The sequence below is a fragment of the Bosea sp. (in: a-proteobacteria) genome, assembly GCA_023910605.1.
Lineage (GTDB): Bacteria > Pseudomonadota > Alphaproteobacteria > Rhizobiales > Beijerinckiaceae > Allobosea.
In genome coordinates this window covers 584152-610395 of the sequence record JAAVVV010000001.1, presented here as the reverse complement: position 1 = coordinate 610395, position 26244 = coordinate 584152, and the positions used below count along the sequence as shown (strand labels likewise).

The 26244-nt window shown below is 67.5% G+C and carries 27 protein-coding genes; 14 read left to right on the top strand and 13 right to left on the bottom strand.

The window, feature by feature from the left end:
* Positions 1–112: 112 nt before the first annotated feature.
* Positions 113–667, bottom strand: a complete 555-nt coding sequence (locus HEQ16_03070) for a pilus assembly protein (GenBank protein MCO4053038.1) — start codon at positions 665–667, stop codon at positions 113–115.
* 523 nt (positions 668–1190) lie between these two features.
* On the opposite strand from HEQ16_03070, the gene HEQ16_03065 reads away from it, so the two are divergent.
* The 11 genes from HEQ16_03065 (at position 1191) to HEQ16_03015 (ending at position 11120) form a co-directional block, all read left to right on the top strand.
* Positions 1191–1358, top strand: coding sequence for a Flp family type IVb pilin (locus HEQ16_03065; GenBank protein ID MCO4053037.1), 168 nt, complete (start codon positions 1191–1193; stop codon positions 1356–1358).
* 99 nt (positions 1359–1457) lie between these two features.
* Complete coding sequence (locus HEQ16_03060; GenBank protein MCO4053036.1) at positions 1458–1625, top strand: Flp family type IVb pilin; 168 nt, start codon at positions 1458–1460, stop codon at positions 1623–1625.
* A gap of 217 nt (positions 1626–1842) precedes the next feature.
* Entirely contained in the window at positions 1843–2349 is a 507-nt protein-coding gene (locus HEQ16_03055) for a peptidase (protein MCO4053035.1), read from the top strand.
* Between the two features lie 120 nt (positions 2350–2469).
* Positions 2470–3252 carry a Flp pilus assembly protein CpaB gene (gene cpaB, locus HEQ16_03050; GenBank protein ID MCO4053034.1) on the top strand — a complete coding sequence of 261 codons (783 nt, stop codon included), beginning with the start codon at positions 2470–2472 and terminating at the stop codon, positions 3250–3252.
* A 41-nt stretch (positions 3253–3293) separates the two neighbouring features.
* Positions 3294–4754: a type II and III secretion system protein family protein gene (locus HEQ16_03045; protein MCO4053033.1), complete on the top strand. Its 1461-nt coding sequence runs from the start codon at positions 3294–3296 to the stop codon at positions 4752–4754.
* Positions 4755–4770: 16 nt separating this feature from the next.
* A complete protein-coding gene (gene cpaD / locus HEQ16_03040; protein ID MCO4053032.1) occupies positions 4771–5499 on the top strand; it encodes a CpaD family pilus assembly lipoprotein in 729 nt (242 codons plus the stop codon).
* An 8-nt stretch (positions 5500–5507) separates the two neighbouring features.
* Positions 5508–6758 carry an AAA family ATPase gene (locus HEQ16_03035; protein ID MCO4053031.1) on the top strand — a complete coding sequence of 417 codons (1251 nt, stop codon included), beginning with the start codon at positions 5508–5510 and terminating at the stop codon, positions 6756–6758.
* Positions 6759–6784: 26 nt separating this feature from the next.
* A complete protein-coding gene (locus tag HEQ16_03030; protein ID MCO4053030.1) occupies positions 6785–8239 on the top strand; it encodes a CpaF family protein in 1455 nt (484 codons plus the stop codon).
* Positions 8240–8348: 109 nt separating this feature from the next.
* Positions 8349–9326 carry a type II secretion system F family protein gene (locus HEQ16_03025; GenBank protein ID MCO4053029.1) on the top strand — a complete coding sequence of 326 codons (978 nt, stop codon included), beginning with the start codon at positions 8349–8351 and terminating at the stop codon, positions 9324–9326.
* A gap of 12 nt (positions 9327–9338) precedes the next feature.
* Positions 9339–10307, top strand: a complete 969-nt coding sequence (locus tag HEQ16_03020; protein ID MCO4053028.1) for a type II secretion system F family protein — start codon at positions 9339–9341, stop codon at positions 10305–10307.
* A gap of 72 nt (positions 10308–10379) precedes the next feature.
* Positions 10380–11120: a M48 family metallopeptidase gene (locus HEQ16_03015; protein MCO4053027.1), complete on the top strand. Its 741-nt coding sequence runs from the start codon at positions 10380–10382 to the stop codon at positions 11118–11120.
* A gap of 17 nt (positions 11121–11137) precedes the next feature.
* Here the strand turns inward: HEQ16_03015 and HEQ16_03010 are convergent, their stop codons facing one another.
* The 3 genes from HEQ16_03010 to HEQ16_03000 form a co-directional block, all read right to left on the bottom strand.
* Positions 11138–12019, bottom strand: a complete 882-nt coding sequence (locus HEQ16_03010; protein MCO4053026.1) for a C40 family peptidase — start codon at positions 12017–12019, stop codon at positions 11138–11140.
* Positions 12016–12366: a MarR family transcriptional regulator gene (locus HEQ16_03005; GenBank protein MCO4053025.1), complete on the bottom strand. Its 351-nt coding sequence runs from the start codon at positions 12364–12366 to the stop codon at positions 12016–12018. The genes HEQ16_03010 and HEQ16_03005 overlap by 4 nt, the downstream gene beginning before the upstream one ends.
* Before the next feature lie 80 nt (positions 12367–12446).
* Positions 12447–13871 carry a leucyl aminopeptidase family protein gene (locus tag HEQ16_03000; protein ID MCO4053024.1) on the bottom strand — a complete coding sequence of 475 codons (1425 nt, stop codon included), beginning with the start codon at positions 13869–13871 and terminating at the stop codon, positions 12447–12449.
* Positions 13872–13980: 109 nt separating this feature from the next.
* Here HEQ16_03000 and HEQ16_02995 point away from each other — a divergent pair, with 109 nt between their 5' ends.
* Positions 13981–14811 (top strand): hypothetical protein, encoded by an 831-nt coding sequence (locus tag HEQ16_02995; GenBank protein ID MCO4053023.1) that lies wholly within the window; start codon positions 13981–13983, stop codon positions 14809–14811.
* A 50-nt stretch (positions 14812–14861) separates the two neighbouring features.
* Here HEQ16_02995 and HEQ16_02990 read toward each other — a convergent pair whose 3' ends face one another.
* Complete coding sequence (locus HEQ16_02990; GenBank protein MCO4053022.1) at positions 14862–16169, bottom strand: polyhydroxyalkanoate depolymerase; 1308 nt, start codon at positions 16167–16169, stop codon at positions 14862–14864.
* 297 nt (positions 16170–16466) lie between these two features.
* Between HEQ16_02990 and HEQ16_02985 the strand changes: the two genes are divergently transcribed.
* Both HEQ16_02985 and HEQ16_02980 read left to right on the top strand, forming a co-directional pair.
* A complete protein-coding gene (locus HEQ16_02985) occupies positions 16467–17858 on the top strand; it encodes an ActS/PrrB/RegB family redox-sensitive histidine kinase (GenBank protein ID MCO4053021.1) in 1392 nt (463 codons plus the stop codon).
* A 93-nt stretch (positions 17859–17951) separates the two neighbouring features.
* Positions 17952–18491: an ActR/PrrA/RegA family redox response regulator transcription factor gene (locus tag HEQ16_02980; protein ID MCO4053020.1), complete on the top strand. Its 540-nt coding sequence runs from the start codon at positions 17952–17954 to the stop codon at positions 18489–18491.
* 7 nt (positions 18492–18498) lie between these two features.
* Here the strand turns inward: HEQ16_02980 and mmcB are convergent, their stop codons facing one another.
* The 8 genes from mmcB to rpsA form a co-directional block, all read right to left on the bottom strand.
* A complete protein-coding gene (gene mmcB / locus HEQ16_02975) occupies positions 18499–18966 on the bottom strand; it encodes a DNA repair putative endonuclease MmcB (protein MCO4053019.1) in 468 nt (155 codons plus the stop codon).
* Positions 18963–20582, bottom strand: coding sequence for a choline dehydrogenase (locus tag HEQ16_02970; protein ID MCO4053018.1), 1620 nt, complete (start codon positions 20580–20582; stop codon positions 18963–18965). The genes mmcB and HEQ16_02970 overlap by 4 nt, the downstream gene beginning before the upstream one ends.
* Before the next feature lie 105 nt (positions 20583–20687).
* Positions 20688–21272 carry a hypothetical protein gene (locus HEQ16_02965; GenBank protein ID MCO4053017.1) on the bottom strand — a complete coding sequence of 195 codons (585 nt, stop codon included), beginning with the start codon at positions 21270–21272 and terminating at the stop codon, positions 20688–20690.
* A gap of 184 nt (positions 21273–21456) precedes the next feature.
* Positions 21457–22419, bottom strand: a complete 963-nt coding sequence (locus HEQ16_02960; GenBank protein ID MCO4053016.1) for an ornithine cyclodeaminase family protein — start codon at positions 22417–22419, stop codon at positions 21457–21459.
* Complete coding sequence (locus HEQ16_02955; protein MCO4053015.1) at positions 22416–22751, bottom strand: LapA family protein; 336 nt, start codon at positions 22749–22751, stop codon at positions 22416–22418. Before HEQ16_02955 ends, HEQ16_02960 begins: the two co-directional genes overlap by 4 nt.
* Before the next feature lie 38 nt (positions 22752–22789).
* On the bottom strand, positions 22790–23074 hold the full coding sequence (gene ihfB, locus HEQ16_02950) for an integration host factor subunit beta (GenBank protein MCO4053014.1): 285 nt from the start codon (positions 23072–23074) through the stop codon (positions 22790–22792).
* Between the two features lie 27 nt (positions 23075–23101).
* A complete protein-coding gene (gene sppA / locus HEQ16_02945; protein ID MCO4053013.1) occupies positions 23102–24073 on the bottom strand; it encodes a signal peptide peptidase SppA in 972 nt (323 codons plus the stop codon).
* A gap of 158 nt (positions 24074–24231) precedes the next feature.
* Positions 24232–25932 carry a 30S ribosomal protein S1 gene (gene rpsA / locus HEQ16_02940; GenBank protein ID MCO4053012.1) on the bottom strand — a complete coding sequence of 567 codons (1701 nt, stop codon included), beginning with the start codon at positions 25930–25932 and terminating at the stop codon, positions 24232–24234.
* Positions 25933–26244 lie beyond the last annotated feature (312 nt).

Sequence of the window (26244 nt, the reverse complement as noted above, 5' to 3'; positions counted from 1 at the left end):
GGTGGAAGAACTAGCAAGCATTGTTTGCAGAAGTGTTAGTCCGTTGCGCGGCCATGCCGAACCCGGCGTCAAGATGCGATTAGGCTTAACCGCGCCGGGCGCAATGGCGGCCTCAGCGCGACGGGGCGGCCATCTTGCTGCGGTTCGTCGCCTGCCCGCCGACCTCGTCGAAGAACTTGATGGAATCGCCAAGCTGGATCGCGGGCTGGCACCTTGGGGCGCATGAATAGGATTCGCGTTCCATGCCGCGCTGGACGACCACGACGGAGTCGGACGCGGCGCTGACCGTGACGCGCGATTCAGCCAGCATCCGGCCGCCGCCATCGAGAGCGATGAAGTTGGTCACGCCAAAGCTCTTCCCGGTGACGACGAGGATGCCGTTCTTCTGAACTGCAATGTCGGCGATCATGGGATTGCCGACGATGACTGTCTGGGTCTTTTCGGGAAGGCGGATGACCTTGGCCTGGTCGACGACGACCTGCACGGCGGCGGCGGTCCCGGCGGCGGTGGTCCCGGCGGCGGCGGTCCCGGCGGCGGTGGTCTCGGTGGCGGTCGCCTGGGCGCCCGGCAACCCGAGCGCGAGCGACGCCAGCACAAGCAGCCTGACGCAGGCCAGAGCTGCGGCGCGCTTCCTGGTGTGATCCGCGTGATGATACCTGACCGGCATGGCGTCGTTGTCCCGAATGCGTTGCTGTCCGGCTGCATCTGAACCGATCATGGTGAAGAATTTGATAACGCCAGCGCCGTGAAAGCAGGCCCGGCCAGGGAAACGCCGGGGAAACGCCGGGGAATGGCGGCAACATGGTCCCGCTTGCAGCGTCGGGCAAGCCGGACGGGCGTGCAATACGGCGCCGGGCGCGATGCCAGCCATGGTTCAAGCACGGATTTTCATCAAGCTCACCTTGATAGATATTTGGATGGCGCCGTATTTATTGAGATTAGATTTGATAAAAACGTAATTATCTTTTGTATATGTGTCATATTAGGATTTCATAAACGAGCTTTTGCTTGAAATCATTAAAGTTAAAGTGTCAATTAACTATAATCTATACGTTGCACTGATACAGTCAAGTCTGTTTTTGATTTAACGAAACTGCAAGATATCATCGGTATGGTCCGGTCAGTCGACGATTTCTGGACAGGAAGCCAGCGACGATCGACACAACCGTGGTGTTTAAGGAGTGCTCCCAATGTCCAATCTCATGAATCGCTTCGCCAAGGACGAGTCCGGCGCGACCGCAATCGAATACGGCCTGATCGCCGCCCTCATCGCCGTGGCCTGCATCGCGTCATGGCGCGCGCTGGGCGGACGGTTGGTGGTTTATTTCAATTGGATCGCCGCAAACATGAATACCTGATCCACCAAAGCCAGGCGCTTCGTGGCCGGGTGCCCCGTGGTCCCGGCCCGGGCGCCTGGCTCCTGGCTCCTCCAGCCCAATCCAACCCAGAGGACCACAATGACCAATCTCATGAATCGCTTCGCCAGGGACGAGTCCGGCGCGACCGCAATCGAATACGGCCTGATCGCCGCCCTCATCGCCGTGGCCTGCATCGCGTCATGGCGCGCGCTCGGCGCACGGTTGGTGGATTATTTCAGTTCGATCGCCGCAAACATGAATACCTGATCCACCAAAGCCAGGCGCTTCGTGGCCGGGCGCCCCGTGGTCCCGGCCCGGGCGCCTGGCTCCTCCGCTCGCGGCAGGCTGCGCCCATGGCGCGGCCGGGTCCGCCAAAGCGCGGCGATCGCGTCGCTGTCCCTGTTGCCGCCAAACGCGATGTTCATGCTCCCCGGCTGATGCCGGAGGGCTTCACCGGTCCGGAACGGAGGCTTCCATGTCCGCCATGACTCTCGCCACCTTGCTGGTTTTTCCGGCCTTCATGGCATTTGCCGCCGCGAGCGACCTGTTCTCGATGCGCATCTCCAACCGCATCACGCTCGGCCTCGTCGCCGCCTTCTGCGTCTTCGCCACCGCAGTGCAGATGCCGCTCGAGACGCTGGCGTGGCATCTGGGCTCAGGCGTTCTGGTGCTGGTGGTCTGCTTCGGCATGTTCGCCAGGGGCTGGATCGGCGGGGGTGACGCCAAGCTCGCCGCCGCGACCGCGCTGTGGATCGGGCCGGAGCTTCTGCCCCATTACGTGGTGATCTCCAGCTTCCTGGGCGGTCTGGTCACCTTGTCGATCCTGCACATGCGCACCCAGCCGCTGCCGCGCTTCGCATGGGGGTGGGGCTGGCTGGAGCGACTTCACGCGCCGCGCAACGGCGTGCCCTATGGCATTGCGCTGGCGCTGGCCGGGCTGTGCATCTTCCCTGAGTCCGCGATCTGGAAATCGGTCGTCCTGTTCGGCTGAGACAAGTCCGATCCTGACTTACGCAACGGCACAGCAAAATCATCAACGCGCAATTAACCATAAGTTGACGATTCGGCCCGCATGGTGACGTCGAGAAACGTCTCCATCGGGTGGGTCACCATGTTGGGTTTAACGCGCGCCAGAGCTGCTGTCCTTGGAATCTCGCTGCTGACCATGTTCGCGGCGTACATGATGATTTCGCCGGCGCCCGCCCCCGATCCGGCCAAGGCCGCGAAGGAAGGCTCGTCCGCGCGCACCGTCGAGGTGCTGGTTGCGGCCACCGACCTGCCGCTGGGCAACACACTCAGCCAGAACGACGTGCGCTGGGTTGCCTGGCCGATGGACAGCGTGCCGCAGCTCGTCTTCCGCAAGGAGGAGGCCGCCGCGGTCGACAAGGAGGTGATCGGCTCGCTCGTCCGCTCCTCCTTCATCGCCAATGAACCCATCCGCCGCGAGAAGCTCATCCGCGCCGAAGGCTCGGGCTTCCTCGCCGCCGTGCTGCCGTCCGGCAAGCGCGCCATCGCCATCTCCATCGACCGCTCCGGCAACAGCACGGCGGGCGGCTTCGTTCTGCCCAATGACCGCGTCGACATCGTCAAGACCGCCAAGGAGGATTCCGGCGACAGCTTCAACAGCGAAACCATCCTGACCAACATCCGCGTGCTCGCCATCGGCCCCAACACGCAGGACCGCAACGGCGAGAAGGTGATCGTGGGCGAGACGGCCACGCTCGAGCTTGATCCCCGGCAGGTGGAGACCGTGACCCTCGCGCAGAAGTCCGGAACGCTCTCGCTCGCGCTGCGCTCCCTCGCCGACGCCAAAGAACCCATGCCCGAGAACGGCGACCGCCAGGGGCTGACCCTGGTCCGGTTCGGCGTCACTTCCCAGTCCGCGAAGCAGTGAGATCGAACATGACCCGAAGCAGCCTGCTTCCCAGCTCCCGCATGATCCGGCTGGCCGCCATGGCCGCAGCCGTGGCCATCCCGGCCCAGTTCGCCATCAGCGCCGCCGAGGCGCAGAACGCCTCCTCCAGCCACCGCATCAGCACGCGGGGCGCCGCCGGCACCGGCCAGCGGATCGACCTGTCCATCGGCAAATCGATCATCATCGAGCTGCCGCGCGACGCCAGGGAGGTCTTCGTCGCCAACCCGAAGGTGGCCAATGCCGTGGTGCGCTCCGCCCGCAAGCTGTTCATCATCGGGGTCGCCGACGGCGCGACCTCCATCTTCGCGATGGATGCCGACGGCCAGCAGATCGCCACGCTCGACATCGCGGTCGGCAGGGACCTCAACGTGCTGCGCCAGACGCTGCGCACCGCGCTGCCGCGCGCCGAGATCGAGGTGAAGCCCGCGGGCGACTCGATCCTGCTCATCGGCAACGTGGCGAACGCCTCCGACGCCACGCAGGCCATGGACATCGCGCGCGCCTTCGTCGGCGTCTCGGGTGGCGGGGGCGGCGGGGGCGGCGGGGGCGGCGGGGGCGGCGCAACCACCGGCGCGGTCATCAACTCGCTCACCATCCGGGGCCGCGACCAGGTCCTGCTCAAGGTCACCATCGCGGAAGTCTCGCGCCAGACCATGAAGCAGCTCGGGGTCGATGCGGCAGGGAGCTGGATCACGCGCGGCTTCGACGTGGCCGGCAAGCTCAGCAACCCGTTCACGGTCAACCTCTCGCAGCCCGATTCCAGCGTGAACCTTGGCGCAAGCTCCAACGGCGCCGTCCTGCGCGCCATGGAGCGCGCGGGCGTCTCGCGCATCCTCGCCGAGCCCACGCTCACGGCGGTGTCGGGCGAGTCGGCGAAGTTCACGGCCGGCGGGGAAATCCCGGTGCCGGCCAGCCAGAGTTGCCAGGCCTCCGCCATCCCGGGCGTGGCGCCGACCTGCCAGACCAGCGTCGAATTCAAGCCCTTCGGCGTGTCGCTCAACTTCACCCCGGTCGTGCTGTCGGAGGGGCGCATCAGCATGCGCGTCGCCACCGAAGTCACCGAGATCGATGTCGAGAACGCCCGCTCGATCGGCAACATCCAGGTGCCGGGCTTCCGGGTGCGCAAGGCAGACACCACCATCGAAGTGCCGTCGGGCGGCTCGATGATGACGGCAGGCCTGATCCAGCAAGCCTCGCGGCAGGCGATCAACGGCTTTCCCGGCCTGCTCAACCTGCCAATCCTCGGCGCACTCTTCCGCTCGCGCGACTACCAGCGCAGCGAGACGGAACTGCTGATCATGGTGACGCCCTATCTGGCGCGGCCCGCTGACCCTGGCCAGATCGCAAGGCCCGATGACGGCTTCGTCGACGCCCATGACGCGCAGGGCGTGCTCCTGGGCCGCCTCAACAAGATCTACGGCGCGGGCAAGCCTGCCGCCGCCCATGGCTACCGCGGCCGTGTCGGCTTCATCGCAGATTGAACGGAACGAGGAACCCATGCCGCTCCACCCTCAGCATCGTCCGTCGCGCCTGTCCGCTCTGGCCGGCATCGCGCTCCTTGGCCTCACCCTCGGCGCCTGCAACCAGCGCAGCGTCGATGTCACCGCATCGATCCCGTCCGATTATCGCGAACGGCACCCGATCGTGCTGTCGGAAGCCCCGCGCACCATCGAGATCTTCGCAGGCTCGGGCTATCTCGACGCGCGCGAACGTGACGATCTCGCAGCCTTCGCAGCGGAATACCGCCAGCATGGGCGCAGCCACATCGTCGCCGAGGTGCCAAGCCATGAAGGGCGCGGCGGCAATGGCCATAGCGGCCTGCACGCCATCCGCAAGGTGCTGGCCGGCGAGGGCGTGGCGCCCTCGCTGATCTCGGTGCGCGGCTATCCGGCCGGCGACCACACCGCCGCCCGGCCGATCCGGCTCTCCTATGCCAGGCTGCAGGCCGGCGTGCCCGGCCCCTGCGGGCTGTGGCCGGAGGATCTCGGCTCTTCGGGCTACCGGTTCTCGGCCTCGAACCGCAGCTACCACAATTTCGGCTGCGCCACGCAGAACAACCTCGCCGCCTTCGTGGCAGATCCGCTCGACCTGCAGCGCGCCAGGCCCGAGACCCGCATCGACACCGCGCGCCGCATGACCGCCATCGGCAAGCTGCGCCAGGGTCAGGACCCGTCCACGAACTATCGCGACAGCGCGACCCGCATCAACCAGACCGTCGGAAACTGAGCATGAGCATGCACAGCGCAGTTTTATCTGAAGCCAGCATCGATGTCATCGCGCCGGTTCCGCGCATCACCGTGCAGGCCTTCTGCGACACGCATGACGTGGCGGCCGCAATCCAGGCGGCCGTCACCGACCGGCGCATGCAGAAGGCGCTGTCCAAGGTGCAGATGGGCGGGCCCGCTGCGGCGTTGGAGGCCTTCCAGGATTCGCCAACGCCCAACGCGCTCATCCTTGAGAACACGCTGGACCGTGCGCAGCTCTTCGCCCATCTCGAACGGCTGTCGGAGGTGTGCGACCCGGGAACCCGCGTCATCGTCGTGGGCCATGTCAACGACGTGCAACTGTATCGCGAACTCACCGCCAAGGGCGTCAGCGACTACCTGATCGCGCCGGTCGGCGTGCTCGATGTGGTGCGCTCGGTCTCGCATCTCTTCGCCACGCCCGGCGTCTCCAGTCTTGGCCGCACCGTCGCGGTGGTCGGGGCCAAGGGCGGCGTCGGCTCCTCGACCGTGGCGCACAATGTGGCCTGGGCAAGCGCGCAGAGCCTCAACGCCTCGACCGTGCTGGTCGATCTCGACCTCGCCTTCGGCACCGCAGGGCTGGACTTCAACCAGGACCCGCCCCAGGGCGTGACCGACGCGATCTTCGCACCGGACCGGCTGGACCAGGCGATGGTCGATCGGCTGCTGTCGCGCTGCACCGACAATCTGAGCCTGCTCGCCGCGCCGGCCATCCTCGACAAGACCTATGACCTGTCCGAGGAAGCGCTCGATCACCTCACCGACATCCTGCGCGGGCTGGTGCCGACGATCGTCTTCGACGTGCCCCATGTCTGGAACGCCTGGACGCGGCGCGTCATCACGAACTCGGACGACATCCTGATCGTCGCGACGCCGGACCTGGCCTCGCTGCGCAACGCCAAGAACCTGATCGATCTGTGCAAGCAGACTCGCACCCATGACCGTCAGCCGCAGCTCATGCTCAACCAGGTCGGGATGCCGAAGCGGCCCGAGATCGCGGAAGCCGAGTTCGCCAAGACGTTAGGGATGGAGCTGGCGGCGGCGCTGCCTTTCGACCCACATCTCTTCGGCACAGCCGCCAACAACGGCCAGATGATCGCGGAAGTGCAGCCCAACGGGCCCGTGGCCCAGCTTTTCGTGAAGCTGGCGGCGGGTCTGATGGGCCGCCCTGAGGTCAGGAAACCCAAGCGCAGCCTGATCGAGCCCCTGATGGCGAAGCTCATGCGGCGCAAGGCTTCCTGAGGCTCGGCACAGGCAAGGACTGATCCATGTTCGGCAAGCGTTCCACCACAGCTCCCGCAGGCACCCCGGCGCCCATGCAGCCCGCGCCGGCGGCGACACGCGGCCTGTCGCCGACCCCGGCGCGCGCCCCCGACCCCGTGCGGCAGCCCGAACCGGCCCGCGCCACCCATGTCATGCAGGAGATGGTGCGGTCGGAGGCGTACTATCAGACCAAGAGCATGATCTTCGGCGCGCTGATCGAGGCGATCGACCTCGCCCAGCTCGCCAAGCTCGATGCCGAGTCCGCTCGCGAGGAAATCCGCGACATCATCAACGAGATCATCTCGCTGAAGAATGTCGTGCTCTCCATCGCCGAGCAGGAGGATCTGCTCGCCGACATCTGCAACGACATTCTCGGCTATGGCCCGCTCGAGCCGCTGCTGGCCCGCGACGACATCGCCGACATCATGGTCAACGGCCCGAACAGGACCTACATCGAAGTCAGCGGCAAGATCCAGCAGACCGCCATCCGGTTCCGCGATGCCCAGCAGCTGATGAACATCTGCCAGCGCATCGTCAGCCAGGTCGGCCGCCGCGTCGACGAATCCTCGCCGATCTGCGACGCGCGCCTGCCCGACGGCTCCCGCGTCAACGTCATCGCCCCGCCGCTGGCCATCGACGGCGCCGCGCTCACCATCCGCAAGTTCAAGAAGGACAAGCTGACGCTCGACCAGCTGGTCCGCTTCGGCGCGATGACGCCGGAAGGCGCGGCGATCCTCAAGATCATCGGCCGGGTGCGCTGCAACATCGTCATCTCGGGCGGCACGGGCTCGGGCAAGACCACCTTGCTCAACTGCCTGACCAACTACATCGACGCGGACGAGCGGGTGATCACCTGCGAGGACACGGCGGAACTGCAGCTGCAGCAGCCGCATGTGGTGCGGCTCGAAACCCGCCCGCCCAACCTCGAGGGCCAGGGCGCGATCACCATGCGCGACCTCGTCAAGAACTGCCTGCGCATGCGGCCCGAACGCATCATCATCGGCGAAATCCGCGGTCCCGAGGCTTTCGACCTGCTGCAGGCGATGAACACGGGCCATGACGGCTCCATGGGCACGCTGCACGCAAACTCCCCGCGCGAGGCGCTGTCGCGCATCGAATCCATGATCACCATGGGCGGCTTCTCGCTGCCCACGCGCACCATCCGCGAGATGATCGTCTCCTCGGTGGATGTGATCGTGCAGGCCACCCGCCTGCGCGACGGCTCGCGCCGCATCACCCACATCACCGAGGTGCTGGGCATGGAAGGCGATGTGATCATCACGCAGGACGTGGTCGTCTATGACATCAGCGGCGAGGACGCGAACGGCAAGATAATCGGCGCCCACCGCTCCACCGGGATCGCGCGGCCCAAGTTCTGGGAGCGCGCACGCTACTACAACGAAGAGAAGAACCTCGCCGCCGCGCTGGACGCGATGGAGGTGAGGCCCGAGAACCTCTAGGGCGCGGCTGGCTCGCCATGAGCCGGACGCGGCCTAGCCGCCTGTCACAAAACAGCCTGGCTCCGTCCGCATCCGCGGACAGGAGCAGACCTCCGGGCCGGAGCGCCGCATGCTTGCCACCTATGCCCCCTTCCTGCTGATCGCGGCCGCAGCCGCAGGCATCGCCTATGCGCTGATTTACCCTATCCTCTCCGGCCAGGCCCGCAGCGAGAGCCGGCGCAAGGCGCTGAACCTCACCGCGCAGGCCCGGCGGCCAGCGCGCGGCGAAAGCCCGCAGCGCAACAAGCGCGATCAGGTGGCGCAAAGCCTCAAGGAGGTGGAGCAGCGCGAGAAGGCGAAGGGCAAGCGGACGCTCGAGGAGAAATTCCTGCAGGCCGGGCTCAAGATCGACCGCAAGACGTTCTTCCTGTTCAGCGCCATCAGCGCGGCCGGCTTCGCGGCCCTGGCGTTCATGATGGTGGGCCATGCCTGGAGCATGATCCCGGGCGCCGTCGTCGGCGGCCTCGGCTTTCCCAACTGGTTTATCAGCTACCGCATGAAAAAACGCACCAAGGCCTTCCTGCGCGAATTTCCCAACGCGCTGGACGTCATCACGCGCGGCCTCAAATCGGGCCTTCCGCTGAACGACTGCGTGCGCATGATCGCTTCCGAGGCGGCCGAGCCGGTGCGCTCCGAGTTCCGCACCATGATCGACGCGCAGGGGGTGGGCCTGTCGCTGGGAGAGGCGATCGAGGACCTCTACAAGCGCATCCCCGTGCCCGAGACGAACTATTTCGGCATCATCATCTCCATCCAGCAGAAGAGCGGCGGCAACCTGGCCGAGTCGCTCAGCAACATGGCCAAGGTCGTGCGCGAGCGGCGCAAGCTGCAAGGCAAGGTCCAGGCGCTGAGCGCTGAAGCCAAGGCGTCGGCCGGCATCATCGCAGCCTTGCCGGTATCGGTGGGGGTGATGGTCGCCGTCACCTCGCCCGGATACATGGACTTGCTCTGGACCACGCAGGCCGGGAAGTTCACCCTCGTCGGCTGCGCCACCTGGATGCTGATGGGCGTGCTCATCATTCGCAAGATGATCAACTTCGAGGTCTGACGCGAGCGTGCCATGATTGAACTTGTCATCCAGAAATTCATCGACCCGCGCTTCATCGCCGCGATCATGTTCTCGATTGCAGCGGCTGTGACGGTTCTGACCATCTCGCTGCCCTATCTGAGCGAGGACGGCCTCAAGCGGCGCATGAAGTCCGCCGCCACCGAGCGCGAGGCGATCCGCCAGCGCGAGCGCTCGCGCCTCAATCAGAGCTCGAGCCGGCGTTCCGCGCCGAAGGCTTACATGGCTCAAGTGGTGGAGCGCTTCCAGCTCGCCAAGCACCTGGGCGTCGAAGGCGCCCGCGCCAAGCTGGAGCAGGCGGGCTATCGCGGCAAGGGCGCGGAAGTGGCGCTGCTGTTCTACCGCCTTGCCGGGCCCGTGCTCGGCGTGCTCATGGGGCTGATCTACTTCGTCTACCTCGACGTGCTGGGCCAGAGCCTGATGGCCAACCTCATCGCGACGGGGATCTGCGGCTTTCTGGGCCTCAAGCTGCCCGAGTTGCTGCTGAATAACCAGATCAAGAAGCGCCAGCTCTTGATCAAGCGCTCCTTCCCCGATGCGCTCGACCTGCTTCTGATCTGCGTGGAATCGGGCATGTCGATCGAACACGCCTTCCGCCGCGTGGGCGCGGAGATCGGCACACAGTCCATCGCGCTCGCCGAGGAACTGGTGTTGACCACGGCGGAGCTCTCCTACCTCCAGGAGCGGCGCTTGGCCTTCGAGAACCTTGCGGCCCGCACAGGGCTGGAGTCGGTTAAGTCCGTCACCACGGCGCTGGTGCAGGCAGAGCGCTACGGCACGCCGGTGGGCACGGCGCTGCGGGTTCTGGCACAGGAAAGCCGCGACATGCGCATGGCGGACGCCGAGAAGAAGGCCATGTCGCTGCCGCCCAAGCTGACCGTCCCGATGATCATTTTCTTCCTGCCCGTGCTGATGGTGATCATCATGATGCCGGCCGCGATCGGCGCCATGGGCTGGAAGTGACCGCCTGGCGGGCGCGCGCCACTCGCGCCGCCCTTCCAAAGCGCCGGCGAATCCGCCAGTTTCCGGCCCATCATGCGTCTGTCCCTGTTCGCCCCACCGCCTGACCCGGCGCACATCGAGATCGCCCACGGCGAGCGCCGCTTCACCGTCGCGGTCCGGCGCCGCACAAGCGCGCGCCGCTTCACGCTCAGGGTGTCCAACGCCAGCGGCGAGGTGGTGCTGACGCTGCCCGAGCGCGCCGACCTCAAGGCCGCGCGGGTTTTCGCGGAAGCCCATGGCGGCTGGATCGCAACGCGGCTGGCGAAGCGGCCCGAGGTGGTGCCGCTGATCGCGGGGGCGAGCGTGCCCTTTCGCGGCGTCTCCCACCGCATCGTGCACTGGTCCACCATCCGGAGCGTGACGCGCGCCGCCGCCGACCGCGACGGGGCGCCGATCATCGCCGTGTCAGGCGAGGCCGCGCATGTCGCGCGGCGTGTGACGGACTTCTTCAAGCGCGAGGCTCTGAAGGATCTCGGCGCCGCCGTGGACCGGCACACTGCGACGCTTGGCATCCCCGCGCGCAAGATCGCGGTGCGGGACACGGCCAGCCGCTGGGGCTCATGCTCGTCCAGGGGCCATCTGAGCTTCTCTTGGCGGCTGGTGATGGCGCCGCCCATGGTGCTCGATTATCTCGCCGCCCATGAGGTGGCGCATCTGAAGGAAATGAACCACTCGCACCGGTTCTGGGCGCTGACCCACAGGCTTTGCCCCCGCACCGAGGAGGCCGAGGCCTGGCTGAAGAAGAATGGGGCGAGCCTGCATCGCTATGGCTGAGCATCAGCCGGCGCGGATCAACCGATGCGGCGCAGGCTGGTGATCGGCCCGCCGCCCCTGGCGAGAATGCGCTCCACCGCAACGGCCAGGGGCTCGCTCGCCACCAGCATGTGGTGGCCATTGGCGTGCAGCAGGCGCGTCTCATCCTGCATGAGGCCGACATGGCCCTTCCAGAACACCAGATCACCGCGCCTGAGCGGCGGCAGGGCGCCGTCCTGCACGGCATCCGGCCCGATGCGCAGGCCCGCTGACCTTTCCTGAAGATCGCTGTCGCGCGGAACGGATATCCCGGCTGCGTCGAGGCTGAGCTGCACGAGGCCCGAGCAATCGAGGCCCATGCTGGATTTGCCGCCCCACAGATAGGGCGCGTGCAGCAACTGCTCGGCCACCGCCATGGGATCATGCGCGTGGGCGTCGAGCGCACTCAGATGCTGCGCCCAGATGAAGGAGCGCGCCAGCCCTGCTACGCCGGCCACAACCGCGAAATCGCCCTGACGGTCGAGCACATGCACCCGCGAGCCGAGGGAGAGCGTCATGGCGCGGGGCAGCTTCATGGAAGGGCCGGGATAGGCGAAGGTGCGCACCGCGCTGACCCGGTGCGTCGCCGGCGGCGACACGGCTCCAAGCCGCTCCGCCGGCAGGTAGCCGACATAGCCATCCGAGGCGAGCTGCCCCCAGGCCCAGCCCTCCTCGACCTCGAAGACGGTGACGATCTCGCCGCACAGGGCCTCGGTGTCGAGGCCGGCATCCTTGCGCGGCTCCCGGCGCAGCGGCGCGGCATGGGTGATGACCTGCATGGGCTCGCCCGCCACGAAGCGCGCGGCCTCGACGCGGCCCAGCAGGGAGGCATCGGCGAGATCGGGACGCCAGGCATGGAGGCGTCGGTCGAGCGCTGTCATGCGCGCAGTTCCTTGAGGTGGAGCACGATGCGCTCGGCCAGGTCGTCCACCGCCTGGGCCCCGGCGACGGTGCGCTTGATGATGACGTTTCGGCGGTCGAGCGGATCGCGCTCGCGGGTCACGAGGCCGAGCTTGCCCATGGTGTCGAGCGCGCGGGTGATGACCGGCTTGGTGACCTTGAGACGCTCGGCGAGGCCGCGCACCGTGTGGGGCGGCAGGTCGAGATAGATCACCATCAGAATCGCATACTGTCGCGAGGACAGGTCCGGCGCGCCGGCCCTGACCAGGTCGAGATTGACATCCCGCCACATGTAGAGGGCCTGACCGGGCCTGATCTCCTGAGCCATCGCGCCGCCTTCCGCATCCTTGCGCCCCCCGATGCGTTGGTGCCACGAACAGGGTGAATGAACCGTCAAGGCGGGGCGCCTCAGGTGGGCGGGGCGTGGCGCTCGCGCAGCAGCGCATAGACCGCGCGCGCCGCCTGCACCTCGCCGCCATCGGGGCGCCCGGGCCTGGCGGCGGGATTCCAGGCATAGATGTCGAAATGCACATGGGCACGGGCCCGCGACACGAAGCGCGCGAGGAACAGCGCGGCCGTGACCGAGCCGGCGAAGGGACCGCTCGAAATGTGGTTGAGGCTGGCGATCCGCGAATCCAGCATGGATTCGTAAGGTGTCCAGAGCGGCATCCGCCAGAGCGGATCATGAACCCTGGCCGACAGGCGCGCGAGATCGGCGGCCAGCCGGTCGTCATGGGTGTAGAAGGGCGGCAGGTCCGGCCCGAGCGCGACCCGGGCGGCGCCGGTGAGCGTGGCGAAATCGGCGATCAGGACAGGCTCCTCCTCATCGGCGAGGGCGAGCGCATCGGCAAGGATCAGCCGGCCCTCCGCATCGGTGTTGCCGATCTCGACGCTCAGCCCCTTGCGGCTTTGCAGCACGTCGCCCGGGCGGAATGCGCTGCCGTCGATGGCGTTTTCGACCGCCGCGACGAGCAGGCGCAGCCGCACGGGCAGGCCCGCCGCCATGACCAGGCGCGCGGCCGCGATGGCGGCGGCCGCGCCGCCCATGTCCTTCTTCATCAGCAGCATGGCGCTTTCGGGCTTGATGTTGAGCCCGCCCGTGTCGAAGGCGACGCCCTTGCCGACCAGCGTAACGCGCGGCGCGCCCTCCGCGCCCCAGCGCAGGTCGATGAGCCGCGGCGCGCGCGGCGAGGCGCGGCCCACCGCATGGATCATCGGCAGGTTGGCCTGCAGAAGAGCCTCGCCGACCGTGACCTCGACCGCAGCACCGAACTCCGCCGCCAGCGCGCGCACCGCCGCTTCGATCTCGTCGGGGCCCATGTCGTTGGCAGGCGTGTTGATGAGGTCCCGCGAGGCGCAGACGGCCTGCGCGACGCGCCGGGCCTCGCCGATATCCGCCCCGCGCGGGGCCACCAGCCGCGCCTTCGGCAAGCTGGCATTCTTGTAGCGCTCGAAGCGATAGGCCGACAAAAGCCACGAGAGCGCCGCCCCTTGCGGATCCGGCAACGGGCCCTTGAGCACGTAGTCTCCGGCCGGAAGCACGCCGGAGAGACGCCCCGGCCCGAACGGATCGCGATGGCGCGCCTGCGTGGGCTCGATCCCCAAGAGGACGCCCGCAACCCGGCCGCGCGAATCGGGCAGCACCAGATGGCGCCCTGCCTGGCCCGAGAAGCCCGTCGCCTCGGCATAGGCCTGCATCGCGCGCGGCAGGCGCTGCTTGCGGCTGTCCCAATCCTGCGTGGAGACCATATGGATCGGGGCAGGCGCTGGCGCCTCGGCGATGAGAAGATCAAGCACGGCGGGGCTTCCTGGACATGACGCGAAGCGAGTCATTAACGCTCGGTTAAGGTTAACCCTTTATCACCGGACAGGCCACAGGGTTCGGCGACTGCCCGTCAGAGGCGACGACTGTTCCCATGGCGGGACAAGGTGGGGCAGGACCATGCCGTTCAGGCTTCGGACACTCGGAATCGCGGTGGCGCTGGCTGTCGCATGCAGCGGATGCATGGGGCGCGGCGCCGCCAACATCACGGGCTCGCTCGGCGGGGGCGCAAGCCAGCCCGTGACGGAGGCCCAGTGGCGCGCCGAACTTGCCGCATGGCAGCCGCGCTATGACGCGAACCCCACGGACCGGACGGCGGCGCTGGGCTATTCGCGAGCCTTGCGCGCGCTGGGCCAGCAGGCACAATCGGCGGCGATCCTCCAGAACGCCGTGATCAAGCACCCCAAGGACATGGAACTGCTCGGCGCCTATGGCCGGGCTCTGATGGACATCGGCCAGCTCAAGCAGGCGGAGGATGTGCTGGCGCGGGCGCATCTGCCCGAACGGCCGGACTGGCGCATCCTTTCGGCGCAAGGCGCCGTGGCCGACCAGCTCGGCGATCATGCCCGGGCGCAGGGCTTCTACGAGGCGGCGCTGAGGATCAATCCGGGCGAGCCGACGGTGATGTCGAACCTTGGCCTGTCCTACGCCCTGTCCAGGCGCCTTCCCGAAGCCGAGCGCGCCTTGTCGGAAGCCGCGCAGCATCCGTCCGCCGACAAGCGGGTGCGCCAGAACCTCGTGCTCGTGCTGGGCCTTCAGGGCCGCTTCGCCGAGGCCGAGCGGCTTGCCGCCCGCGACCTGCCGCCCGCCGAGGTGACGCGGACGATGGCCCAGCTCAGGCAAATGGTGAACCAGCCGAACAGCTGGGACATGCTGCGGCAGGGCGCAGGCACCCGGCCCAGGACCGCCCCAGCGCGAACGGCGCAGGCTGCCACGCCGCCGGCTCAATGAGCCGGGGCGATTGATCGGGAACGGGGCCGCGAAGCCTCCACTCCAACCCTTCAGGAGCTGCGCACGGCCTTGATCGCCATGCGGGCTGCCTGGGCGTTGGTCTCGCTGCGCGCCTTGGCGGCGTCCATGTCCAGCGACAGCATGAAGTCGGCGATGCGCGGGGCGATCTCCGACCGGAAGCGCGAGCCGTTGAACACGCCGTAATGGCCGACGCCGAGCTGAAGGTGATGGGCGCGGCGTGACTGCGGGATGTTCACGCACAGGTCCTGAGCGGCCTCGGTCTGGCCGACGCCGGAGATGTCGTCATTCTCGCCTTCGACAGTCATCAGCGCCACCCGGCGAATGGCCTTGAGGTCGACGGGCTTGTCGCGGTGCATCATCTCGCCCTTGGGCAGCTGATGCTTGCAGAACACCTTGTCGACTGTCTGCAGATAGAACTCAGCCGTCAGGTCCATGACGGCCATGTACTCGTCATAGAACTCGCGATGCTTCTCGGCGCTGTCGCCATCGCCCTTGACGAGATGCTGGTACATCTCCTGATGGGCGGAGATGTGCCGGTCGAGGTTCATGGCCATGAAGCCCGAAAGCTGCATGAAGCCAGGATAGACCTCGCGCAGCGCGCCGGGATAGACTAGCGGCACGCGCACCACGCAGTTGCGGCGGAACCAGTCGATCCCGCGCTCCTGGGCGACGTTGTTCACCGCGGTCGGCGCGCGGCGCGTGTCGATCGGCCCGCCCATCAACGTCATTGAACGCGGCGCGGAAGGGTCGTTCTCGGCTTCCATGCGGGCCACGGCGGCGATCACCGGCACGGCTGGCTGGCACACGGCCATCACATGTGTGTCCGGCCCCAGCATCTGGAACATGGCGATCAGGTAGTCGATGTAATCGTCGAGGTCGAAGCCGGCCGTCGTCAGCGGCACCATGCGCGCGTCGATCCAGTCGGTGATGTAGACCTCGTGGCCCGGCAGGAAGGCCTCGACCGTGCCGCGCAGCAGCGTGGCGTAGTGGCCTGACATCGGCGCCACGATCAGCACCTTGGGCCCCGTGATCTGGCCTGGGCTGAGCGCGCGCTCGAAGTGCAGCAGCCGGCAGAAGGGCCGTTCCCACACCACCCGCTCCATCACCGCGACGCGCTGGCCGCCGACGAGCGTGGTCGGAAGGTCGAAGGCCGGCTTGCCATAGCGGCGCGTGGTGCGCTCGAACAGCTCGGCCGATGCCGCCATGGCGCGGCCGAAGGGCGTATAGGTCAGCGGATTAGCCGGATTCTTGAACAGCAGCCGCGTCGCATCCGACACGGCCCTGGCGGGGCCCATCATCATGTGCGCCGCCTCATACATGTTATAGGACGCTGTCATCGAAGCTGCATTCCTCTCGCGTCCGGTGTCACCGACACTGGAAATGGTGCATCGCACAAGCGCATAAAATAACTGTTCCCATTCGGGATTCAATCACGCATTAGGCTAATGTCCGGTTTGTACGTGTTCTTACACTTAACGCCGAGCCTGTGTGGTTCTTGGCTGCCATGCGCAGGACGCAGAGCCAATCGCCGCAGGGCTGCGCCCGCGCTGTCGCGGCGAGCCGCTCTGCCCTAGGTACGCATGACGTGCCCTGAAGCGGGGTGCGGCGCAGCCACGGCCGGGCAAGGGACATCAATGGCGGACCAGATCCAGATCGCCCTGGCGCGCGCCTCGCGGCGCCTGAGGCTCGATACGCTCGTCAAGCTGCGCTGGTTCGCGGTGGCCGGGCAGGGCCTCGCCATCGCCTTCGTGCATCTGGGCCTCGGCTTCCCCGTGCCGGTGGCGGCCTGCGTGGCGCTCATCGCGGTCTCGATCTGGCTCAACATCCTGCTCAGGCTGCGCTATCCCATGAGCCACCGGCTCGGCGACGGGGCAGCGCTGGCTCTGCTCGCCTATGACGTGCTCCAGCTCGGCGCGCTGCTCTACCTCACCGGGGGGCTGGAGAACCCCTTCTCCCTGCTCTTCCTGGCGCCGGTGCTGATCTCGGCCACCGCGCAGCCGCCCAGGCACACGCTGGCGCTGGGCGCGCTGGTGGTGGCTTGCGCCAGCGTGCTGGCTTTCGTGCATCTGCCGCTGCCCTGGGACAAGAACCGGCCGCTGGCGCTGCCCTCGCTCTATATCGGCGGCATCTGGGTGGCCATCCTGCTCGGCGTCGGCTTCACGGCGGTCTATGCCTGGCGCGTCTCGGCGGAGGCAGATGATCTTGCCGAGGCTCTCGCGGCAGCCGAGATGGTGATGGCGCGCGAGCAGCACCTGTCCCAGCTCGACGGACTGGCCGCCGCGGCCGCGCATGAGCTGGGGACGCCGCTGGCCACCATCACGCTCGTGGCCAAGGAGATAGCCAATGCCGCGCCGCCAGACTCGGCGCTGGCCGAGGACATCGCCCTGCTGCGCCAGGAGGTGGACCGCTGCCGCACCATCCTGTCGACGCTGACCTCGCTGGACGAGGATAGCGGGCCGCTTTCGACCTTCGTGCTCAGCCAGTTGCTCGAGGAGATCGCCGGGCCGCAGCGGCCCTTCGGCGTGCCGATCATCGTCAGGGTCGAGGGAGAGGGCGAGGAGCCGGTGATGCGGCGCAACCCCTCGGTGCTCTACGGCGTGGGCAACCTCGTGGACAATGCTGTCGACTTCGCATCCAGCGGCGTGACCCTGTCGGGCAGGTGGAGCGCAAGCCGCGTCGAGATCGAGGTCAGCGATGACGGTCCAGGCTTTGCGCCCGAGATCCTGCTGCGGGCCGGCGAACCCTACATCACCTCGCGCGGGCGCAGCCGCGGCCGTGGCGCCAGCATGGGCGACGACCGCACGGCGCGGCAGGGCCTCGGGCTTGGCCTGTTCATCGCCAAGACGCTGCTGGAGCGCGCAGGCGCGCAGGTCGCCTTCGCCAACCATCCGCGCGAGCGGGGGGGTGCGCGCATCACGGTCACGTGGCCACGCAAGGCTTTCGAGGTCCGCACCGGCCTAGTCGGTGACGCAGGCCTTGAACATTGGAACCCGATGCCCAAACTCTTCAAAAGAGAGCCGATCTGATCCAGCACGCCCTCTGGGCGTATGCTGTTCCAGGGGCAGCGGATCATCCGGAAGGGATTTGACGTCGTGACCAGCGCAGCGGCCGAGATCAGCATGACCACGACCACACCCGAAATGAGCCTGCTGCTCGTCGATGACGACAGGCCCTTCGTGACGCGACTGGCGCGCGCCATGGAAGCGCGCGGCTACTCGGTCCGCACGGCGGAAAGCGTGGCCGACGGGCTGGCGCAGGTCGAGGCGAGCCCGCCAGCCTTCGCCGTGATCGACATGCGCCTGCGCGACGGCAACGGCCTTGACGTCATAGCCCGGCTGAAGGAGCGCAGGCCCGAGGCGCGCGGCGTCATCCTGACCGGGTATGGCAACATCGCCTCGGCGGTGAGCGCGGTGAAGATGGGCGCGGTCGACTATCTCGCCAAGCCCGCCGACGCCGACGAGATTCATGCCGCACTCGGCGCCGCGCCCGACGCCAAGCCGGACCTGCCGGAAAACCCGATGTCGGCCGACCGCGTGCGCTGGGAGCATATCCAGCGCGTCTACGAGCTGTGCGACCGCAACGTCTCCGAGACCGCGCGGCGGCTGCAGATGCACCGGCGCACCCTGCAGCGCATCCTCGCCAAGCGCGCGCCGCGCTGAACGCGCGCTAGAAGCAGCGACCGGGATCGAAGCCAGGATCGTCCAGAGTCATCAGCCGCCCGGCGACGAGCTGCGCAAAGGCGAGCGTCACCGCTTTGCGCCGCGCCGGGGCCAGAGGTTGGCGCTCCGGGGCGCGGATGAGGGCCCCGCCGAAGCCATCGGCCACGATCAGGCCGATCGAGGCCGGGATCATCTCATGGGGGAAATCCGCCGCCACCGCGAAGGCCAGCGCATCGCAATAATCGGCATAGCCGGTCCATTTCGCGTCCGCCCGGAAGTCGGCGAGGCAGGATTTGACCTCGACGATCCAGATCTCATGATTGGGGCGCAAGGCGACCAGATCGGCGCGCCGGCCGCCGGGAAACGTCACCTCGGCGGCGACGACGAAGCCTGCCTGCCGAAGGTGCCGCGTCGCGCCCCGGCGGACGGCCAGAGTGGTTTCAGGGCGCGACAGGGCGGCGGCCGGCGTCATCATCGGCGCGCATCCTCCGCGATCATCGCCGCGCCCTTCTCGGCGATCATCATGGTGGGCGCGGCGGTGTTGCCCGAGGTGATGGCCGGCATGACCGACGCGTCGACCACGCGCAGGCCCCCGACGCCGTGCAGGCGCAGCCTCTCGTCGACCACAGCCAGCGCATCGCCGGCCATCCCCATGCGCGCCGTCCCCACAGGATGGAAGATGGTCGTGCCCAGATCCCCCGCCGCCTTGCGCAGGTCCGCTTCCGAGGTGATGTCCGGCCCGGGGCGATATTCCTCGGGGCGGTAACGCTGCAATGGCGGCTGGCTCACCACGCGCCGCACGAAGCGGATGGCGTCGGCTGCCACCGCGAGATCGTCCTCGGTGCTGAGGTAGTTCGGCCGGATGGCCGGCGCTTCGCGTGGATCGGCGGAGCGCAAGGTGATCTGTCCGCGGCTGGTGGGACGCAGGTTGCAGACGCTGGCGGTGATGGCCGGAAAATCATGCAGACCCTCGCCGAAGCGGTCGAGCGAGAGCGGCTGCACATGGCATTGCAGGTTGGCCGTGGCGTAGCTGGCCGAGGACCGCGCAAAGATGCCGAGCTGCGAGGGCGCCATGGTCAGCGGCCCGGTGCGGGCCAGGGCATATTCGAGCGCCATGCCGGCCTTCCTCAGCAGAGAACGGCTGTCGCCGTTGAGGGTGCGGACACCGCTGACACGATAGACCGGCCTCAGTTGCAGATGGTCCTGCAGGTTGGCGCCGACGCCGGGCAGATCGCGCAATACGGGCACGCCATGGCGCGCCAGCTCCTCGCCGGGCCCGATGCCAGAGCGCATCAGCAGAGCGGGCGTGGCCACGGCGCCGGCGCTCAGCACAACCTCCCGCCGCGCCATCGCCGTCTCGACCCGGCCGTCGATCTCGTACTCCACGCCGCAGGCGCGGCCTTCGGAGAACAGGATGCGGCGAACGAGCGCGCCGGTGCGCAGGGCGAGGTTTGGCCGGCCAAGGATCGGCTTGAGGAAGGCCGTGGCGGCGCTCCAGCGACGGCCGCGGCGCTGGTTGACGTGGAAATAGGCCGCGCCCTCATTGTCGCCGCGGTTGAAATCATCGAGGCGAGGACTGCCGACGGCGATTGCGGCCTCCAGGAAGGCATCGAGCACCTCCCAGCGCACGCGGGGCGTCTCCACGCGCCACTCGCCGCCGCGCGCGTGGAGCGGGCCCTCGAGCAGCGCATGGTCCTCGTGCCTGAGGAAATAGGGCAGCACATCGTCCCAGCCCCAGCCGGCGAGGCCGCGCTGGCGCCAGCCATCATAATCAGCGGCCTGGCCGCGCATGTAGATCATGGCATTGATGGCGGAGCAGCCGCCGATGACCTTGCCGCGCGGATAGTTGAGAACGCGCCCGTTCAGCCCGGCCTCAGCCTCGGTGCGGAAGAGCCAGTCGGCGCGCGGATTGCCGATGGCGTAGAGATAGCCCACTGGAACATGGAACCAGATCCAGTCATCCTTGCCGCCAGCCTCAAGCACGAGGACGTTGTTCGCCGGCTCAGCCGACAGCCGGTTCGCGAGCACGCAGCCGGCGGAGCCGGCGCCGATGATGATGTAGTCGGCGGAGCGGGCAATCGAATCGGGCATGGGCGCAGGCCTGGCGACTGAGGACACAGGCATGTGCCGCCGAACCGGCGCATCCGACAAGCCCAAACCATGCAAGGCGGAATGGGCAGGCCCGCGACGCCAGCGTCAGTGCATCGCGGCGCGCGGCGAATCGAGGCGGTCGATGATCTCGCGCAGGCCGCGCAGATGCGGGTCGATCTCGAGCGCGATGGTGAGCGCCGCCTTGGCCTCGACCGGACGGCGCTGGCGCACGCAGACCTGCGCGAAGCCCGAGATGGCGCCAAAATGGCGGGGCTCGAGCCTCAACGTGCGCTCGATGTCGTCGAGGCAGGCCTCGTCCTGCCTGGCGATGAAGGCGAGGATGGCGCGCTTGTTCCAGGCCTCCGGCCAATCAGGATAGCGCGCGACGAGTTCGTCGAGAATCGGCTTCGCCAGATCGAAGGCGCCCATGGCCATCGCCTCGCAGGCATTGGCCATGGCTGTCGCGGCGCGGCCTTCGGGATGGCTGATCCAGAGCGCCCAGATCAGGTCCTCGATGTCGTCGGGATCATTGGCCGGTTCGGCCTTGCCCAGTTCCCGGAACAGGCCATTGAGCCGTTTTGGCAGATGGTTTGCGGGAGGCCGCGTCTTCGCGCCGAGCACCAGCCCGAGAACGCGGTCGAGACGGGACTGCCTGTCGGGTTCGGGTGCGTGGGGGGACGCAGCCAGCATGTCAAGTCTCCGGACGCCCGGCCAGGTTTGAGCGGCGCGGGCCACATCAGGCTGGACCGAATGACCCAACCGTCTCTACGTATTTTTCTGTATATCAGAGCTTACGTTGATTGCACACGCCAAGATCACATGACCCCAGCCGATTTCTGCTTCGGCAGTGATGTTCCGGGCGAAGAAAAGGCGGTCACGCCGGGCGCGGAAGGCCTTGATGCACGAGCACGGCCGCCGCCAGATCCTCGAGCGAAGCGCCGACCGACTTGAACAGCGTGATGTCGGCGTCCGAGCGTCGCGGCGTGACCCTGCCCGCGACAAGATCGGTGAGCGTCCCGATCGGGCTCACGGCATCATAGGCGCCGGACCTGATGGCGACCGCCACGTCGCCGCCCTCGATCAGCGCCGCTTCGGTGTCCACCAGCACGCGCGCCCGGTGCAGCGCTTCGTCATCGGCCTCGCGCATGGCCATGTTGAAGGCTCCGACCAGATCGAGATGCGCGCCCGGCTTGAGCCAGGCGCCCTTGACCAGCGGCGCCGTCGAAAGCGTGGCGCAGGAGATGAGGTCAGCCTGCCGGGCCGCACCTTCAAGGTCAGTCACGGCGCTGGCCGCGAAGCCCTCGGCCCGCAACGCGCTCGCAACGCGCTCGGCGGCGCCCGCGCTGCGGTTCCAGATCGACACGCGCGACAGCTGGCGGATGCTGGCATGGGCCTTGACGAGGAAAGGCGCCAGCGCGCCGGCCCCCACCATCAGCATGTGGCGGGCATCGGCCCGCGCCATGGCCGCTGCCGCCAGAGCGGACGCTGCCGCCGTGCGCCAGAGCGTGAGACGGGCCCCGTCCATGACGCAGAGCGGAGCGCCTGTCTCGCCGTCCATCAGCACATAAAGCCCGGCGATGCTGGGGAGCGATCGCGCGGCGTTGCCAGGATAGACGGTGACGATCTTGGTGCCGACATAGGCAGGCAGCCGCGCCGGCTCGGACCAGGCCGGCATCAGCAGCAGCGTCGCATCGGCATCGGGCCGCTCGATATGGTGATGATGGCGAACGGGGGCCACGACGCCGCCCTTGAAGGCCTCGGCCAGCGCGGGGATCAGCTGCGGGAAGCTCAGGAGCCGGTCGAGCCCGGCGGCATCGATGAGGCGCATCGCCGTCAACGCATCGTCGGCAGGGAGGCGAGGCTTGCCTCTGGCGCGACGGCCCGCAGCGCAGCGGCTTCATCTGACAGGCGCGAGACCTCGCGCTTGAGCTGGCGCTCGGCCTTGCGGCGCCGCCCCTGCTTCAGCCAGGACGCGACCCCGCCGATCAGCACGCCCAGCACCAGCGCCGCCAGCGCGACCGCGAAGAGCGGCGTGTCGATGAAAACGGACGGCGCTTCCCGCGAGAGCGGATCGAAGGAGATGCGCACGGTCTGGCGATTCGCCACCGCGAACAGCACCAGCGCCAGGGCTGCCGGAATCGCGACCAGCCATTTCAGGAAACGCAGCATGCCATCCTCCGCTCAGCGCGCCAGCAGGCAGGCCCGGCTCAGGCCCGGCCGTTGAGCTTCAGCCGGAGCTCCTTGCCCGTCTTGAAGGCAGGAACGGACTTCTCCTCGACCGTAACCGCCTCGCCCGTCCGCGGATTGCGGCCGACGCGGCCATCGCGCTTCTTGGTGGCGAAAGCCCCGAAGCCGCGCAGCTCGACGCGGTTTCCATTGGCCAGGGCCTGCACGATCTCGTCGAGGATGGCGTTGACGATTTTCTCCACATCCCGCTGATAAAGATGCGGATTGCGGTCAGCGATGCGCTGCACCAATTCGGACTTGATCATGCTCGACTCATAACCAATTGAGATATTTCAATTTTCAAGGGCAGGCTGCCAGAGCGCCAGCGCCCCGTCAAGCCGTGTTCCGGGTTCGAGCGCGCCAGCGCGCGCCAGCAGGGCTGCAAATGCGTCCAGACCTGCCGCCTGGGCCAGCCGGCTCGCGGCAGTCCACAGGCCCAGCGCGCTGGAATCGCTGCGGCGCTTCCACTCGCGAATGGGCAGCGAACGGGCGACTTTACGCTCGGTTTCGAGCCATTCCACGGCCTGGGTCTCGCCGCCGAGCGTGTCGACCAGCTTGCGTTCGAGCCCCTGCCGCCCTGTGTGGACGCGGCCATCGGACACGGCCGTCACCTCGGCGTCGTTCAGGCGGCGGCGATCGCGCACCAGATCGCGGAACCAGTCATAATGATCGCGCACCACGACCTCGAGCGCGGCCCGCGCCTCGGGCGAGGTGGGCTCGTAGCCGCTCGGCGCAGCCTTGAGCGGGCTCGACTTGATGGATTCGATCCTGACCCCGACATTGTCGAGCAGACGGGTCACATTGGGAAGCTGGAACAGCACGCCAATCGAGCCGACCAGCGAGGTCTGCTGGGCGATGATGCGGTCGGCGGCGGCGGCGGCTATGTAGCCGCCCGAGGCGGCGAGGCCGGTGACGACGGCGGCCGTCGGCTTTTCGACGGCGAGCTGGCGCAGGGCGAGGAAGACCGCTTCCGAGCCCGAGACGGTGCCGCCGGGCGAATCGACCTCCACGATCACGGCCTTGACCGAGTGGGCCTCGCGCACCTCCTTGATGAGCCGCAAGGTGCGGTCATCTCCCGTGATGACACCCTCGATCCTGATCTTCGCCACATGGTCCGAGCTGATGGGCAGCGCCTGGCGTCCGCCAAAGGCATAGCCCAGCCCGACGACGCCGACGATCGCGCCGAGGACGCCGAGAACGCGCCAGAGGGAAAGCCGGCGGCGCATCTTGCGCCGGTCAGCGATCAGATCAGCCTGGAGCGTCATGGTTCATCCGCCTGATTTATGCCTGAGGCGCCCTTCTTACCAGCACAGGGCACAGGACCCAACGAAAACCCGCGCGGCAGAGCCGCGCGGGTCAAAAACGTGATGAAGGATTGGCGACCGGCCGCCCGGTACGGCGCGAACCGCCCGGGGCCGTCTCGTCACTTCTTCTCGCCGGCCTTCTTGAGGGCGGCCCCGAGGATGTCGCCAAGCGAGGCGCCCGAATCGGACGAACCGAACTGGGCGATCGCTTCCTTCTCCTCGGCCATCTCCAGCGCCTTGATCGACACCTGGACCTTGCGGGCCTTCTTGTCGAACATCAGCACGCGGGCATCGACCTTCTCGCCGACGGCGAAGCGCTCGGGGCGCTGGTCGGCGCGGTCGCGGGCCAGTTCGGCGCGCTTGATGAAGGTCATGAAATCGGCGCCGACGATCTTCACGTCGAGACCGGCTTCCTTCACCTCGATGACCTCGCAGGTGACGACCTGGTTCTTCTTCAGCTCGCCCGCTTCGGCGAAGGGATCGCCGCCGAGCTGCTTGAGGCCGAGGCTGATGCGCTCCTTCTCGACGTCCACATCAAGAACGACAGCCTTGAGCATGTCGCCCTTCTTGTATTCCTCGATGACCTGCTCGCCCGGACGGTTCCAGTCGAGGTCGGACAGGTGGATCATGCCGTCGATGTCGTTGTCGAGGCCCAGGAACAGGCCGAACTCGGTCTTGTTCTTGACCTCGCCCTCGACCACCGTGCCGGACGGATGACGCTCGGCGAACAGCTCCCACGGATTGCGCAGGGTCTGCTTGAGGCCCAGGCTGATGCGGCGCTTGACCTGATCGACCTCGAGCACGGACACCTCGACCTCCTGGGAGGTGGAGACGATCTTGCCGGGATGGACGTTCTTCTTCGTCCAGCTCATTTCCGAGACGTGGATCAGGCCCTCGATCCCCGGCTCCAGCTCCACGAAGGCGCCATAATCGGTGATGTTGGTGATCCGGCCGGTGAGCTTCGCCTGCACGGGGTAGCGTGCCGCGATGCCGTCCCACGGATCGGCCTGCAACTGCTTGATGCCCAGCGAGATGCGGTGCGTGTCCTGGTTGATCTTGATGATCTTGACCTTGACCTGCTGGCCGATGGTGACGACCTCGGAGGGGTGGTTGACACGGCGCCAGGCCATGTCGGTGACATGGAGCAGGCCATCGATGCCGCCCAGATCCACGAAGGCGCCGTATTCGGTGATGTTCTTGACGACGCCATCCACGGCCTGGCCTTCCTCGAGGCTGGCGACCAGCTCGGAGCGGGCTTCGGCGCGGGTTTCCTCGAGCACGGTGCGGCGCGAGACGACGATGTTGCCGCGGCGGCGATCCATCTTGAGGATCTGGAAGGGCTGCACCTGGTTCATCAGCGGGCCGACGTCGCGGATCGGGCGGATGTCCACCTGGGAGCGCGGCAGGAAGGCCGTGGCGCCGTCGAGATCGACCGTATAGCCGCCCTTGACCGCGTTGAAGATGGAGCCGTTGACCTTCTCGTTCGCCTCGAAGGCGCGCTCGAGCTTGACCCAGCTTTCCTCGCGGCGGGCCTTGTCGCGGCTGATGACAGCCTCGCCCATCGCGTTCTCGACGCGATCGAGATAGACCTCGACCTCATCGCCGACGGCAAGCGGCGTCTCGCGCCCATGGCCCATGAATTCCTTGAGGGCCACGCGGCCTTCGGTCTTGAGGCCGACGTCGATGACGGCCATGTCCTTCTCGATGGCGACAACGCGGCCCTTGATGACCGCACCTTCCTGCACATCGACCTTGGTGAAGGATTCCTGCAGCATAGCCGCAAAATCGTCCCGCGAGGGGGCGTAGTTCAAACCAGACATATGATCTCCTGAAGCCAGGGCACCGTGGGCAAGCGTTGATCGGCCATTCACGTGCTGCGGGCGGCCCACATCCAGCCCTGGCAGGCTGTCAATCGGGGCGCTTTGAAATCGCGTGCCGCCCTGAAGCGGCGCGCCGGTGCGTTCGACCGGCAAAACGTGCATGCATCCGCCCGGCCTTCCGGCTGGGGCGTGACGGGGGCGCTATATCTGATCGGCCGCATCACGGCAAGCGACGTGGTGGCGCCGTCTCGCCAGAGGCGCGCCCCGAGACGCCAAATCTGACGGGAGCCTGGCGGCCCCCGTTGCCGGGCG

Excerpts from the sequence above, each read along its gene's own strand:
- HEQ16_02985 (MCO4053021.1), top strand. The coding sequence starts at position 16,467 with ATGGCGGACCAGATCCAGATCGCCCTGGCGCGCGCCTCGCGGCGCCTG.
- HEQ16_03065 (MCO4053037.1), top strand. The coding sequence starts at position 1,191 with ATGTCCAATCTCATGAATCGCTTCGCCAAGGACGAGTCCGGCGCGACC.
- HEQ16_03010 (MCO4053026.1), bottom strand. The coding sequence starts at position 12,019 with ATGACAGCGCTCGACCGACGCCTCCATGCCTGGCGTCCCGATCTCGCC.
- cpaB (MCO4053034.1), top strand. The coding sequence starts at position 2,470 with ATGTTGGGTTTAACGCGCGCCAGAGCTGCTGTCCTTGGAATCTCGCTG.
- HEQ16_02990 (MCO4053022.1), bottom strand. The coding sequence starts at position 16,169 with ATGACAGCGTCCTATAACATGTATGAGGCGGCGCACATGATGATGGGC.
- HEQ16_03020 (MCO4053028.1), top strand. The coding sequence starts at position 9,339 with ATGATTGAACTTGTCATCCAGAAATTCATCGACCCGCGCTTCATCGCC.
- HEQ16_03055 (MCO4053035.1), top strand. The coding sequence starts at position 1,843 with ATGACTCTCGCCACCTTGCTGGTTTTTCCGGCCTTCATGGCATTTGCC.
- HEQ16_03045 (MCO4053033.1), top strand. The coding sequence starts at position 3,294 with ATGATCCGGCTGGCCGCCATGGCCGCAGCCGTGGCCATCCCGGCCCAG.
- HEQ16_03070 (MCO4053038.1), bottom strand. The coding sequence starts at position 667 with ATGCCGGTCAGGTATCATCACGCGGATCACACCAGGAAGCGCGCCGCA.
- HEQ16_03030 (MCO4053030.1), top strand. The coding sequence starts at position 6,785 with ATGTTCGGCAAGCGTTCCACCACAGCTCCCGCAGGCACCCCGGCGCCC.
- HEQ16_03005 (MCO4053025.1), bottom strand. The coding sequence starts at position 12,366 with ATGGCTCAGGAGATCAGGCCCGGTCAGGCCCTCTACATGTGGCGGGAT.
- rpsA (MCO4053012.1), bottom strand. The coding sequence starts at position 25,932 with ATGTCTGGTTTGAACTACGCCCCCTCGCGGGACGATTTTGCGGCTATG.
- HEQ16_02955 (MCO4053015.1), bottom strand. The coding sequence starts at position 22,751 with ATGCTGCGTTTCCTGAAATGGCTGGTCGCGATTCCGGCAGCCCTGGCG.
- HEQ16_02970 (MCO4053018.1), bottom strand. The coding sequence starts at position 20,582 with ATGCCCGATTCGATTGCCCGCTCCGCCGACTACATCATCATCGGCGCC.
- HEQ16_03000 (MCO4053024.1), bottom strand. The coding sequence starts at position 13,871 with ATGACTCGCTTCGCGTCATGTCCAGGAAGCCCCGCCGTGCTTGATCTT.
- HEQ16_03060 (MCO4053036.1), top strand. The coding sequence starts at position 1,458 with ATGACCAATCTCATGAATCGCTTCGCCAGGGACGAGTCCGGCGCGACC.
- HEQ16_03025 (MCO4053029.1), top strand. The coding sequence starts at position 8,349 with ATGCTTGCCACCTATGCCCCCTTCCTGCTGATCGCGGCCGCAGCCGCA.
- ihfB (MCO4053014.1), bottom strand. The coding sequence starts at position 23,074 with ATGATCAAGTCCGAATTGGTGCAGCGCATCGCTGACCGCAATCCGCAT.
- HEQ16_03015 (MCO4053027.1), top strand. The coding sequence starts at position 10,380 with ATGCGTCTGTCCCTGTTCGCCCCACCGCCTGACCCGGCGCACATCGAG.
- HEQ16_02965 (MCO4053017.1), bottom strand. The coding sequence starts at position 21,272 with ATGCTGGCTGCGTCCCCCCACGCACCCGAACCCGACAGGCAGTCCCGT.
- mmcB (MCO4053019.1), bottom strand. The coding sequence starts at position 18,966 with ATGATGACGCCGGCCGCCGCCCTGTCGCGCCCTGAAACCACTCTGGCC.
- HEQ16_02980 (MCO4053020.1), top strand. The coding sequence starts at position 17,952 with ATGACCACGACCACACCCGAAATGAGCCTGCTGCTCGTCGATGACGAC.
- HEQ16_02995 (MCO4053023.1), top strand. The coding sequence starts at position 13,981 with ATGCCGTTCAGGCTTCGGACACTCGGAATCGCGGTGGCGCTGGCTGTC.
- HEQ16_03035 (MCO4053031.1), top strand. The coding sequence starts at position 5,508 with ATGCACAGCGCAGTTTTATCTGAAGCCAGCATCGATGTCATCGCGCCG.
- sppA (MCO4053013.1), bottom strand. The coding sequence starts at position 24,073 with ATGACGCTCCAGGCTGATCTGATCGCTGACCGGCGCAAGATGCGCCGC.
- cpaD (MCO4053032.1), top strand. The coding sequence starts at position 4,771 with ATGCCGCTCCACCCTCAGCATCGTCCGTCGCGCCTGTCCGCTCTGGCC.